The following is a 12803-nucleotide window of genomic DNA, read 5'->3' as shown; positions in this document are numbered from 1 at the left end:
GGAGATCAGATCATGTCCGACACCAAAACCATTCGCCAGGTCGCAGTCATCGGAACCGGGGTCATCGGCGCGAGCTGGACCGCGCTATTCCTGGCCAAGGGTCTCGACGTCGTCGCAACCGACGTCGCGCCCAATGCTGAAGCCGCTTTGAGACGGTTCGTCGACGCTGCGTGGCCAGCGCTCGAGAGGCTGGGGCTCGCTCCCGGCGCCTCGCCGCTGCGGCTCGTTTTCACCGCCGATTTGGCAGAAGCACTGAAAGGCGCAGACCTCGTGCAGGAGAACGGGCCCGAGCGGCTCGATTTCAAGCAGAAGCTCTACGGCCAGCTCGACCAGTTGCTAGCGCCGGACGCCATCATTGCCTCGAGTTCGTCGGGATTGCCGATGAGCCAGATCCAGTTGGGCGCAGCATCGCATCCCGAGCGCTGTGTCATCGGCCATCCGTTCAATCCGCCGCACCTGATGCCGCTGGTCGAAATCGTCGGCGGGGCAAAGACTTCGGAAGAGACGATCCGGCGCGCAGAAATGTTCTACACCTCGATCGGCAAGAAGACTGTGCGCATCAACAAGGAATTGCCGGGGCACGTCGCCAACCGTCTCCAGGGTGCGTTGGCGCGCGAGGTCTATTACCTTGTTGCCGAAGGCGTGCTGAGCGCAGCCGACGTCGATACGGCTCTGTCTTATGGGCCAGGTCTGCGCTGGGGCATCATGGGCAACATGATGCTCAACCATCTCGGCGGTGGCCAGGGCGGCATCGACCACTTCTTCGAGCAGTTCGCGGGCCCGATGACTGCCTCGTGGAAGTCTCTCGGCGCGCCTGTGCTGACGAAGGAGGTGCAGCAGAAGCTGATCGACAGCGTCCATGCCGAGATCGGATCGCGCACAGTGGCGGAGCTGGAGGCGGAACGCGACGAACTGCTGCTCGGTCTGCTCGAATTGCGCACCAACGCTGCGGGAACAGCTGCCGCGCGCGCGGCTTAGGCTCGGCATCGGGGGCGGCCACGATCACCGATCGCGGCCGCCCCTGCAATTTTGCTTCGCCTCATTCAGAACGACAGAGGATGCCGCCATGACGGGCAGGCTCATAGCAGGCGCCAACTCCGCATATCGGTATCCGCTGCTCATAAAGCAGCTGTGGCATACGCCTCTTGTGCAGGCGCCGGATCAGGAGATCGTCTATCGCGACGTGAGGCGCTTCACGTATCGCCAGTTGCGTGAACGCATCGGGCGGCTCGCGTCCAGCCTCGCCGGGTTGGGTGTTGCAGCCGGCGACACTGTCGGCGTGCTCGACTGGGACAGCAATCGGTTTCTGGAAACCTATTTTGCGGTTCCAATGATGGGGGCTGTCCTGCAAACCGTGAATGTCCGGCTGTCGCCGGAGCAGATCGCCTACACGATCGATCATGCCGGCTCGTCGGTGCTTCTCGTCGACGATGATTTCGTGCCGGTCCTGGAAGGGATCATCCAGCAATTGCCCAAAGTGAAGACGCTGATCCTGATGTCCGACCGGGCGGTTCCCCAGACGGGCGGCCTCTCCTTTGCAGGCGAATATGAGCACCTGCTGGCCGGCGCCTCGGCCGACTACGATTTCCCGGACTTCGACGAAAACACCCTCGCCACGACCTTCTATACGTCAGGCACGACGGGTAAGCCAAAAGGAGTCTATTTCAGTCATCGACAGCTGGTGCTCCACACGCTCGCTCAAATGGCTTTCCTGGGGACTGCCTCGAAACAGGGCCGTTTCTGCCGCGACGACGTCTATATGCCGATGACCCCGATGTTTCATGTGCACGCCTGGGGATTGCCATTCACGGCGACGCTCAGCGGCGTCAAGCAGGTCTATCCGGGCCGGTACGATCCACATTTGCTTCTCAAGCTGATCAGGACCGAAGGCGTCACGGTCACGCACGGCGTTCCGACGATCCTGCAAATGCTTCTCGGCGCTGCTATGGCGGCAAACACCGACCTTGCCGGATTGAAGATGGCGGTCGGGGGTTCGGAACTGCCGAAGGGGCTTGCCAGGCAAGCGCTGGCGCTCGGCGTTGACGTCTATGCCGGCTACGGCATGTCCGAAACCGCGCCACTGATTTCTCTTGTACAGGTCAGAACCGAAGACCTCACTGCGAACCTGGACAAACAGCTGAATATCCGAACCATGGCCGGCATCTCGGCACCGCTTGTCGACCTGCGGCTCATCGACAGAAACCGGGATGAGGTGGCGCATGACGGCAAAACCACCGGCGAAATCGAGGTGCGCGCACCGTGGCTCACGCAGGGCTATGCCGACAACCCGGAAGCGTCCGAGCAATTGTGGTCCGGTGGCTATCTGCATACTGGCGATATCGGCGTCATCGACGCCGGCGGTTATCTCCGTGTCGTCGATCGGATCAAGGACGTCATCAAGTCCGGCGGAGAATGGGTCTCATCGTTGCAGATTGAGGATCTCATTTCTCAGTGCGAGGGTGTGTCCGAAGCCGCGGTCATCGGCATCAAGGACGAGAAATGGGGCGAACGACCCCTGGCTCTGGTCATCAGGAATGCCAAGAGCGGCAGCGAACTCAGCGACATCAGGATAAAGGCGCATCTGAAGTCGTTTGCCGATTCAGGTGTGATCTCGAAGGTCGGCATTCCCGACAAGATACTGTTTGTGGACACACTTCCCCGGACCAGCGTCGGAAAGTTCGACAAGAAGCAACTCAGAGCGACTTATGGCAACATGGCGGTCGTGGAATAAGAGGGAGGAACTGCATCATGAGTGACCGGATCCCGGCAGGCCGTCTCCATTTGGACGATCTCCACGTCGGACAGCGCTTTGTCAGCGCCAGTCATACGATCGATGAACAACAGATCAAGGTTTTCGCCGCGCAATTTGATCCGCAGCCGTTTCATATGGATGCGGATGCCGCCGCGGACACCGTGTTCAAAGGGTTGGCGGCAAGCGGCTGGCACACCGCCGCCATCACCATGCGGTTGAATGTCGAAAGCGGGTTACCGCTGGTCGGCGGAATTATCGGGGCTGGAGGAGAGATAACCTGGCCAGCGCCCACACGCCCTGGCGATGTCCTGCACGTGGAGAGCGAGGTGGTTGAAGTTACTCCCTCCCGATCCAAGCCAGATCGAGGCATCGTTACCATCGTCAGCAGAACACTGAATCAGAATAATGACGTCGTTCAGATACTTACGGCAAAACTCGTCGTTCCGCGAAGAGCTGTGACCTAAGGGCTGCGGCCATCGCAAGCTGCGGCGATAGTCGACTGTAGCTTGGGGCAATCATCTCGAAGCGGCTGCCCTCCCGGCACGGCCGAAAGACGCCACTTCGCAGACCAATCCAAAAGTATCGCCGACACCATCGTGTAATGGATTCGCGGCCGCCGACAGTCGATCTCTAGCGCATCAAACACAGGAGATGTGTCATGCGCGATCCCCGGCTTAGCAATTCACGCGTCGCTGCAATCATCAGGACGAAGAACGACATCAGCGTCACCCAGGCGCGATGGATACTCATTCCGTTGTTCGGATTGTGGATCCTGGCTTCCGCTGCAAGCGTGATCCTCCAGTGAGGAAATGGGCCCGGCCGTGAGCGCAACCACGACACAACTGCCCTTCGCTTTCGCCGGATTTCCTGTCCGGTCGTGGGCTTTCGCGATCCGCATCTGGATGGCCGCGGTCGTTGCCCTGCTGGCGAGTTTCTGGCTTCAACTCGAGGCGCCGTCCTCAGCCATGCTCACTGTTATGATATTGGCCGAACCAACCCGCGGGCAGGCGCTGGAGAAGGCGGGATTTCGTCTGATTGCTACCATCCTGGGTGTGGTCGTCTCGATTGTAGTCGTGGGGGCGCTTTCGCAAACGAGAGATCTGCTTCTGGTGGCCTTCGCTTTATGGATGGGGCTCTGCATCTATGCGTGCGGCCTGCTGGACGGCTATCGCGCCTACGCGGCGGTACTGTCAGGATATACCGTCGCGTTCATCGCCATCCAGCAGATCGACAACCCGCAGATTGTCTTTGAGGCGGCAATGGAGCGCGGTGCTGCCATCGCGGTTGGGGTGCTGTCGATCACGCTCGTGAATGATCTGTTGTTGGCGCCCGATCGCCATCCGCAGCTTGGCGCGCAGCTCGCAGTTCTTCACCACCGCGTGCGAAATTATGCACGGGCGGTCATTCGCCGCGAGGCCACCGATGCCGTGGCGGTCACTGGCCTGATCAGAGAGATCGTCACGCTCCGCCCGGACATATCGAGCCTCGCAGCCGAATCGAGCAGCGGTCCGGCGAGAAGTGCTGCGGCCCGCAGCGCGATGGTGGCGTTGGTGGCGGAACTGCAGGCGGTGCGAGCCCTGGCCGCCCTTCCGGCGATCCCGGAGACGGCACCGCGCGAACGGTGGGCCTCCATGTTCGATTCAAACTCTGAGGAGCTTTCGAAACTTTCATCTCGCGATCAAGATCTCGACTCGGTCGATCTCGATCAAATGCCACTGCGGTGGGCGCTCGGCGAACTTATGCGGCGAGATGCGGAGGTTCAGCTTCACCTTATGACGTTGAAGTCTGTCGCGCGTCCAGCGTGGTCATGGCGAGCGCCACTCTACCGGTCTCAGCGGATTGCGATAGAAAATGGAGTCCGGGCGGCAGCGTGCGTTGCGGCGGCTTCCCTGTTTTTCGTACTGGCTGGCTGGCCGAGCGCGAGTTCGGCGCTGTCTCTGGTTGCAGTCGCAATGGGACTGGGTGCAACGACTCCAGCGCCACGAATCTTCACGACGCTCGGTTTTATCGGCGCGCCGATCGCTGTCGCGCTGACCGGCATCCTGGAATTCTTTGTCCTCAACGGCGTTTCCGACTTTCAGTTGCTGGCACTCGGCCTTGCTCCATTCCTGATCGGAGCCGCGCTCGTGGCGACCTCGTCGAACCCGGTCTGGGCGGGTCTTGGAAAAGTGAACCTGATCTTCATTTCGGCCGTGCTCGCCCCAAGCAATCCGCAAACCTACAGTCCGCAGTCATTCCTGTTCACCTCTCTATTCACCTGTGTGGCGATGAGCGTGCTGCTCGCAACTCAGTACCTCATTCCCCCAGTATCAAACGGCCAGCGCCGACGCTGGCTGCTCGCATCGGCGTGGCATGATCTTCGGCTGCTGATAGCTCGTCCCGAACGACGTTACGCACCCGAGGAGGCGGCATTCAGAGATGCCGTGCGGGTCGGGCAGATCGCTTCGGCCGGTCCGAACGAAGCGGAGTATCGAAGCTCGGTCGAGTATGCGCTCGCATATTTTGATCAAGCCGCTGCGATCCGCTGCGGTGCAGCCCGGCTTGCACAGCTGACGGATCGCGCTATGGGCGGTCTGGTCGAGAACGCGCGGGCAGCTTTGGCCGCCCGCGATCCACAGCTGATGCGCGCATCCGCCGACGATTTGCGTGACCGCGCCGAGACTGATCATGCCGTCGCCACTGCGCGTGCAGCGCTCGTCATTGCCAGTGCAATTGTCGAAAAGGCGCCCGCTACCATTCATATGAAGGAGCCAGGTCATGACATACGATTTTCATGAGCTTGCGATCGGCGGGGTCTTTTTCGCGCCATTCATTACCTACGCCGTGGCCGCGCTCGTCATCATTCTGGGGCTTCGGCCGATCCTGCACCTCGTCGGCTTCGCAAGCATCTTCAGCCACGTATCGATCGCCGAGCTCAGCCTTTATGTGGCCGTGCTTGGCGGCCTTGTGCTACTCGCTTGATGGAGACTGTCATGGACGCGCAACTCAAGAAGAAGTTTGTTCAGGAGGCGGCGCTGGCCCCCGAGACGGAGCCTACTGCCCTGATACCTGCACAAATTGACAACGAAGCATTGCAGGCGGCGAACCTGAATGTTGTTGCTGTTCCGGCTGCACAAGACGGCGCCCAGACAGCTTCCATCCCCCAAGGCCAATTGACTCGACAAGGGGGCGCGATGCGAATGGCGCTGGCAGCAGTGGCCAAGCGACTGGCCACACTTGCGCTGGCGCTCGTCGCCGTCCTCATTTCAGTCGTCGCTTGGGATCATTATTTGACCGCGCCATGGACGCGCGATGGGCGTATCCGCGTTCAGGTGGCAAGCGTTGCTCCAGAAGTTACCGGCCGGATCAAAGAACTGCGTGTTGTCGACAACCAGTTTGTGCACAAGGGCGATGTCCTTTATGTGCTTGATCAGTTCGATTTCGACGTGGCCCTACAGAGCAGCAAAGCAGCGCTGCAGCAGAGGGCGGCGGATGTGCAGGTAAAGCAGCGGCAATCCGAACGACAGGGCAAATTGTCGACCCTCGCGACCACCCCCGAACAACAGCAGATCTATGCCGGCAACGCGATCCAGGCCGAGGCCGCATTTGAAGCCGCGCAGTCCCAGGTGTCCTTGGCTGAAGTGAACCTGAGGCGTACCGAGGTTCGTAGCCCCGTAAATGGATACGTGACGAACCTGCTGCTGCGCGCCGGTGACTATGCTCGCCAGGGTGTCGCCAATGTTTCGATCATCGATGCCGACAGTTTCTGGATCGACGGCTATTTCGAAGAGACCAAAATGGCGCGCGTCTGCACGGGCGCCCAAGTCGAGGCGAGGCTGATGGGCTACTCAGCACCGATCATCGGGCATGTCAGCACCATCACACGCGGCCTCAGCGTTTCCAACGCAGCCGTTGGCGCACAAGGTCTACCGAATGTGGATCCGATCTATACCTGGGTGCGGCTGGCACAGCGTGTCCCGGTTCGCATCGCGATAGACGAAGTTCCGCCCGGCGTGCCGCTTGTCTCCGGCATGACGGCAACCGTGTCGGTGCGAGACCACTCCGGCGCCGGCCATTCTACCTGGCTCGACAGCGTGCGTGCAAGTCTGTCCAACGTGCTCGATGGCCCCGCGGCGCGGCCCGACTGTATCCCAACCGTCACGGCTGAGGGTAAGTTGGCGCAATCGGTCCCCGAATGGGAAGCTCAGGCAACGCCAGAGCCGGATCAGATTAATCCCGGTTTGGCTTCGAGCATACAGGCGGCACCTCGCCAAGATTGACCTCGTGCCGCTTGGGGAAACTGGCAATTGATCTGCACGGCCGAGATACAAGCATCGACTGTGCAAGGTGGCATAGGCAAGGAGATCTTTGATCTCTCGTGGCAAGCTCGCCAGGCGTAATGGTTACGCTGCGTCCGTCGGAATGGCCGCCAATGTGAACTGGAAAATCGCACCCCGGGGCACGGCGGGACTGACCCAGAGGTTGCCACCATGAGCCGTGATAATCGTGCGGCAAATCGATAGACCCATACCCACACCATCGGACTTGGTAGTGTAGAACGGAACAAAGACACGGTCGAGACTGTCTGGATCCAGACCAGGCCCCCTATCTTCAACGGCGACCAGCAGGTCCGAGCCAGTTGCCGTCGTTCTGACAAGCAGTTGTCTTTGATCGTCTTCAACCGCAGACATCGCGTCCATGGCATTCCTGACGAGGTTTAGCATCACTTGCTGAAGCTGGATGCGGTCGCCTTTTACCGGTGGTAGATCATCGGTCAAGTCCGAGCGCAAAGTCACGTGCATTTGCTGGAGCTCCTGCTTCGATAGGGCGATGACTTCCCGGATGGCCTCGTTGAGGTCAAGTAACTCACGAGTGGCCTCACGTTTAGCAAAAAGCGCTCGCAGTCGCTGGATAATTTCCGAAGCGCGATTGGCGTCGCGGATAGTGCGTCGTGTCGTTTCACGCGCGCCGTCCACGTTCGGGGGAGCGGCGGCAAGCATCCGCAAGCCGGTGCCTGCATTCATGATTACGCCTGACAGAGGCTGGCTGATTTCATGAGCAATCGAAGCTGAGAGTTGCCCTAGCATGGTGACGCGGTTTGCGTGTGCCAATTCAATCTCTATTTCGTGGTATCGCCGCTCGCTTTCGCGGGCCTCTTTTTCCGCCCGCTTGCGATCACTTAAATCGAGAATGAATGAGACCCCTTGGTCCTCTGGTCCGTCAAAGAGCGCAGTGCCCACCAACACTGGAATTCGGGTTCCATCCTTCCTGGTTAGCTCGGTTTCATAAGGTTCGACAAGGCCCATCGATCTGATCTCCGAAATGCGCTGAGCGTCAATCTCTCGCCATTCAACAGGTATCAGGTCCGTCCAATTGAGATGTGCTTCCGCGAGATCCTCCCGGTCATAGCCGACAATCCGAAGAAAGGCGTCGTTGGCGTCAATGATCTGTTCTGCCAGCACGCCGATTGCGATGCCGACAATGTTCGAATCGACGAGGCGTCTCATCCGGGCTTCGCGTTCCCTCAGGTCATCGTAAAGCCGGCTGTTCTCAAGCGAAACGGCTGCCCCGGAGGCGACCAGTTTCAGAACACTGATCCGATCAGACGTGAAGACGTCGGTGCTGAGATTGTTCTCGAGGTAGAGAATGCCGATAAGGCGGGTCTGCTTGAGCAACGGCAGGCAGAAGACGGATCGAGCCTGACACCGCCGTATATATTCGTCGCTAAAAAACCGTTCATCGGCGGACGCATCGTTCAGAAGGACGCTTTCTTTTGTTCTGACGACATAGTGAAAGATTGACTCGGGAAGCAGAGCTGCCGACACCTCAGCCGGCTTGACGCTCACCAGAACAGTGTTCTGAATAGTTGTTGCTTCAGCCTCAATCCGAAATCCTCCACCGTCGGCAAGGACCAACAGTCCACGCTCGGCGCCGGCGTGCTCGATGGCGGTGCGCATCAGAGTGTCGAGCAGCCTTTCGAGGACTATCTCGGCGGAGATGGTTTGCGAAACCTTCATCACGGTCGCCAGATCGAGTTGCTCCAAAGGGGCGCCAATGCTGCCGAGTGAAGACTGAGCGATCCCCGCCGTTCTCAAGTGAGGATGCATTTGATCGAGTTGCCGCACCTTGCCGTCGGCTCTCCAGAGCAGATAACAGGAGCGCGCTTCCCGTAGATATGCGTTCGCGATCGTTGGAAAGCCGCGCGCAGCATAGGAGCGGGCCGCCAGTTCGTTGGCGAGCCCTTCGTGTTGAACGAAGCCCTGCTCTCGCGCCGAACGTATGGCCTCGTCATAAAGCTGCATCGCGTCGCTTTCGCGCCGTTCGACCCGAGCCAACTCTGCGCCGAGCAACGCTGCTCCATGTGCGAAATTTTTCGGCCCACCGAGTGACCAGTACGCGAATTTTCCCTGGTGAGCTCTCAGCCGGTTCAAGGCGTCATCCGCACCTGTCGCCGCTGTGGTATCGCAATTCCCCGCCCAGGCGAGGCCGGCATAGAAATGATACTCAGGCAGCTCCTGTTGAGCGGGTAGCGTCCAAAGAAGCAATTCTGCTTTCGATGCAGCAATTTCGGCGTCTGCGTAGTCGCCAGCATAGACCTTGAGCTGCAGCTTGCGGATCCAATACCGCGACGCTGCCACGGCCAGGCGGGGGTCACCTTCCAGATGCTGCTCGAATATGTTCTCATCAAATTCGCCATCGTTAAACGAGCCTAGCTGTGCAGTCTGTCCCCGGAGCGCCCGGATCACCCCGAGTTGCGCCAGGATGACGTCGCTGATCAGACCGAACCGGACGCCTTGCACGAAGGCAAGCGCACTTTTCGCCTCGCGCTCCACCTCCTCGAGCGATTGTCCGGTTGCCAGAAGATTTGTGATCAGATCGACGCGGGCAAAGGACGCATTTTTGAGATCTCCAACCTCCACAGCGGCCTCGAAAGCGCCCCGAAACAACCTCTGGCAGGTTTCCAAAGGCTGCGTCCAGTGCGCGGTGAAAAGCGCGAATAAGTAGGAGATAGCTCCTCTGATACGATCAAATCTGTGCTTCTCGACCAAGTCCAAGGCAATCTGGCCGACACGAAAGCCGGCTAGAGATTTCTCGGCATCGAGACCCGGCACGCAACCAAGCAAAGCGTAGGCAACGCACGAGCCTTCCGTGTTGCCGTGTTCAAGGCTGAGGCCCACCATATGAATGATAATGAGGTGGAAGAGATTGAGATCAGTAAACTGGGCAGCTGAAAGCATGGATGTGAGCACATTCATTGTCGCCCGCTGCTGTGGATCGCTCATCAAGGGCAAGTAGAGCAGAGCCTCGATGGACGAGCCCTCGATCTTGCTCCACAATCGATTGCATTCCTGCCTGATGTCCTCGGCCGTTGAACCCAACGCCAATTGCGGTTGATGCCGACGCAGGTAGGCGAGGCCGACAGCGACGGCGTCGTCGCTTCGATCCAAGATTATGTAGAGATTGATCAACAAGTAGGCGACAGCAGCAGAGTCGATCGACGTTTGAGCTTGCCCTGATAGCGCCAAAAGACGCTGCTCGGCTTCTTCGGATCGCCCGCTCAAATGCTCGCATTCGGCAAGGTGGAGATCGAGGTCGAAGGTGAGCCTGTGATTGCGGTGCCATCCATTCTTGCCGAGCAGGGCCCGGCCGACTTCGAGATACCGCAGAGCGGCGACGAAAGCACTTGCTGACTTTGCCCGCTTGCCCGCAACCAGATTGAGTGCCGCGACCTGCTCACGCTCCTCGTCTTCGGCGATCAGCGCGGCCGCCTGATCGAACTGGTTGACAATGTCGAAGATTGCTTCTTCGCGCTTTCCCAGCGGCATTTGCGTTGTCAGCAGCCGGCCGATTGTCAAATGGATCTTGGCGCGGGACTTCTTCGGTATCAGCGCGTAGGCGGCCTCCTGCACCCGGTCGTGCGCAAACTTGTAAGTATGCTCGAGGCGCTCGATCAATTGTTGGCAGAGCGCCTCCAGGAGAGCGGCGTGAACCCGGTCTTCGGACTTCTTCAAGACCATCGAGAGTGTCGCGACGTCGGCAACGTTGCCGAGGCAAGCGAGGCTCCGTAGCGCGTGTTGCGTATCGGGCGGCAGCCGCTTCAGCTTCGGGACGAGGAGGTCAACAACGTTTGCCGTGTACCGTTTGTCGTAGATGCCGGCGACGTCCCATGACCATCGTGCCCGCGCATAGTCAAATGCCAAGAGACCCTCGTCGGCGAGGACTTGAAGGAACTGGATCGCGAAGAACGGATTGCCGTTGGTCTTCGCGTACACCATCTCGGTCAGGGCAGCGGACTCCTCCTGTTCACAATGCAGCGAGTCCGCGACGAGTCTTCCCAAATCCTCGACTGTCAGTGGATCCAACTTGATGCCGTGCACCCTCCCGGTTCGCCGAATTGCCTCGAGCCTATGCATGAGCGGGTGTGCTTCCGTGACTTCGTTGTCGCGGTAGGCACCAATGACGAGGAGATTTCGCAGGTCGGGCCGGATCAACAGCTCTTCCAGCAGGTCGAGCGTCGCCGCGTCCAGCCATTGCAGATCATCAAGGAAAAGCGCCAGAGGACGCCCCGGCTGAGCGAAGACCCGGACAAACTGGCGAAGGGCCAATTGGAAACGCTGTTGCTTGTCCTGTGGCGGAAGCTCGGGAAGGGGCGGCGTCTCCCCGATGATGAGCTTTACTTCGGGTACGAGGTCGACGATCAACGCGGCGTCCGCCCCCAGTGCCTTCTGAAGCGCTTCGCGCCAAGGCGCAAGCTCGGCTTCGCTCTTGGCGAGCAGGGGCCGAACCAGGCTTTGAAAGGCCTGCGCCAGCGTGGAGTAGGGAATATTGCGTTTGTACTGATCGAACTTGCCGGAAGCGAAAAAGCCGCGCGACGGTGCTAGAACCGGCCGCAGTTCGTTGACGACCGAGGATTTCCCCACGCCGGAATAGCCGGAAACAAGCACCAATTCCGGAGCGCCGCCTTTGACCACGCGATCGAAAGAAGTCAGCAGCGTCTCGACCTCCTTTCGCCGTCCGTAGAGTTTCTCGGGAACTACGAGGCGGGCGGATGTGTCGTGCTCGCCAAGTGGAAAGTCGTCGATTCGACCGTGCGCGGTCCATTCAGTCCAGCATCGGCGAAGGTCGTTTTCGAGACCGGCGGCGGTCTGATAGCGATCTTCGGCCTCCTTTGCGAGCAGCTTCATGACGATCGCTGAAAGGACGCCGGGAATTTCCTTCAGCCGCTCGGCAGGTGCAATCGGCCTCCTTGCTAAATGGCAGTGGACCCACTCCATGGAATCCACGGCCACGAACGGCAAAATTCCTGTGAGCATTCGGTAAAACGTGACGCCGAGTGCGTAGAGGTCGCTACGGGAGTCGATTGAGCGGTTCATCCACCCCGTTTGCTCAGGCGCCATGTAGGCAAGCGTGCCGTCGATTGTTTCGGGAGGCCTGCGCTCGCGCACCAAACGTGAGGCGATACCGAAACCTGTCAGCCACACATCGTCCGTGGCAGCATTGACGAAAATGTTTGCTGGTTTGATGTCCTTGTGGATCAGAGTGCGCTGATGTAGTTTACCCACAGCCACCGTAATTGCGGTGGCGAGGTTGAGGAAGCGTCTAGCCTCCATTGGTGTGCTGAGCAGCATGTCGAGTGGTTCGCCGTCAACATTTCCAAGCACCAAGATGGTCTGCCCTGCGCCATGGACGAGGTCCAACGGCCGCAGCGCCCAAGATTCATCGAGTTGGTCTTTGAGTTCGTATTCGTGGCTGAACCGTTCGAGGGTTGATCGAGACGGGTGTTCGACGGCAGGTACGACGATCAGAACGGCACGTCGTTCGCCCTGCTCATCCAAACGCCAATCACGGCAGACAACCCGTTCACCGTCCTCCCACAAGACCTGAGAGGTGGCGCTGGAATAGCCCGTGGTCTGCGAATAAGCCACTAGTTGCCAGACTCCGCCAGACTTGAGATTACCGCGAGGGTCCATGATGTTCAAGGGTCGGCAACAGCAGCCAACGACCCTGGGCAGGCGAGGTGCAGAAGAAGCTTGTGACCGTCAAACTTTGTCACAACCGGGAGGAGGAAAGC

General features: G+C 59.5%; 8 protein-coding genes. 7 read left to right on the top strand and 1 reads right to left on the bottom strand.

Features of this window, described 5'->3' with window-relative positions; all coding sequences use genetic code 11:
- The first annotated feature begins 12 nt into the window (after window positions 1–12).
- The 7 genes from ACWTU9_RS22435 (at window position 13) to ACWTU9_RS22405 (ending at window position 7011) form a co-directional block, all read left to right on the top strand.
- Entirely contained in the window at window positions 13–978 is a 966-nt protein-coding gene (locus tag ACWTU9_RS22435) for a 3-hydroxyacyl-CoA dehydrogenase NAD-binding domain-containing protein (protein ID WP_455860186.1), read from the top strand.
- Between the two features lie 88 nt (window positions 979–1066).
- Window positions 1067–2731 (top strand): fatty acid--CoA ligase, encoded by a 1665-nt coding sequence (locus ACWTU9_RS22430; protein WP_455860185.1) that lies wholly within the window; start codon window positions 1067–1069, stop codon window positions 2729–2731.
- 17 nt (window positions 2732–2748) lie between these two features.
- A complete protein-coding gene (locus ACWTU9_RS22425; RefSeq protein WP_455860184.1) occupies window positions 2749–3216 on the top strand; it encodes a MaoC family dehydratase in 468 nt (155 codons plus the stop codon).
- A gap of 194 nt (window positions 3217–3410) precedes the next feature.
- On the top strand, window positions 3411–3557 hold the full coding sequence (locus tag ACWTU9_RS22420) for a hypothetical protein (protein WP_455860183.1): 147 nt from the start codon (window positions 3411–3413) through the stop codon (window positions 3555–3557).
- 16 nt (window positions 3558–3573) lie between these two features.
- The gene (locus ACWTU9_RS22415; RefSeq protein ID WP_455860182.1) at window positions 3574–5529 is read left to right on the top strand and encodes an FUSC family protein; all 1956 of its coding nucleotides are present in this window, start codon (window positions 3574–3576) and stop codon (window positions 5527–5529) included.
- On the top strand, window positions 5510–5713 hold the full coding sequence (locus tag ACWTU9_RS22410; RefSeq protein WP_455860181.1) for a DUF1656 domain-containing protein: 204 nt from the start codon (window positions 5510–5512) through the stop codon (window positions 5711–5713). The genes ACWTU9_RS22415 and ACWTU9_RS22410 overlap by 20 nt, the downstream gene beginning before the upstream one ends.
- Before the next feature lie 11 nt (window positions 5714–5724).
- The gene (locus ACWTU9_RS22405) at window positions 5725–7011 is read left to right on the top strand and encodes an efflux RND transporter periplasmic adaptor subunit (protein WP_455860180.1); all 1287 of its coding nucleotides are present in this window, start codon (window positions 5725–5727) and stop codon (window positions 7009–7011) included.
- Between the two features lie 123 nt (window positions 7012–7134).
- Here ACWTU9_RS22405 and ACWTU9_RS22400 read toward each other — a convergent pair whose 3' ends face one another.
- Window positions 7135–12702: a trifunctional serine/threonine-protein kinase/ATP-binding protein/sensor histidine kinase gene (locus tag ACWTU9_RS22400; RefSeq protein WP_455860286.1), complete on the bottom strand. Its 5568-nt coding sequence runs from the start codon at window positions 12700–12702 to the stop codon at window positions 7135–7137.
- Window positions 12703–12803 lie beyond the last annotated feature (101 nt).

Source organism: Mesorhizobium sp. 128a, assembly GCF_053848025.1.
Note: the sequence above shows the minus strand (reverse complement) of the source record. Positions and strands in the feature narration are given on the sequence as shown.

Coding starts and splice junctions, on each gene's coding strand:
- ACWTU9_RS22400 (WP_455860286.1), bottom strand. CDS start 12,702: ATGGACCCTCGCGGTAATCTCAAGTCTGGCGGAGTCTGGCAACTAGTG.
- ACWTU9_RS22405 (WP_455860180.1), top strand. CDS start 5,725: ATGGACGCGCAACTCAAGAAGAAGTTTGTTCAGGAGGCGGCGCTGGCC.
- ACWTU9_RS22430 (WP_455860185.1), top strand. CDS start 1,067: ATGACGGGCAGGCTCATAGCAGGCGCCAACTCCGCATATCGGTATCCG.
- ACWTU9_RS22410 (WP_455860181.1), top strand. CDS start 5,510: ATGACATACGATTTTCATGAGCTTGCGATCGGCGGGGTCTTTTTCGCG.
- ACWTU9_RS22420 (WP_455860183.1), top strand. CDS start 3,411: ATGCGCGATCCCCGGCTTAGCAATTCACGCGTCGCTGCAATCATCAGG.
- ACWTU9_RS22435 (WP_455860186.1), top strand. CDS start 13: ATGTCCGACACCAAAACCATTCGCCAGGTCGCAGTCATCGGAACCGGG.
- ACWTU9_RS22425 (WP_455860184.1), top strand. CDS start 2,749: ATGAGTGACCGGATCCCGGCAGGCCGTCTCCATTTGGACGATCTCCAC.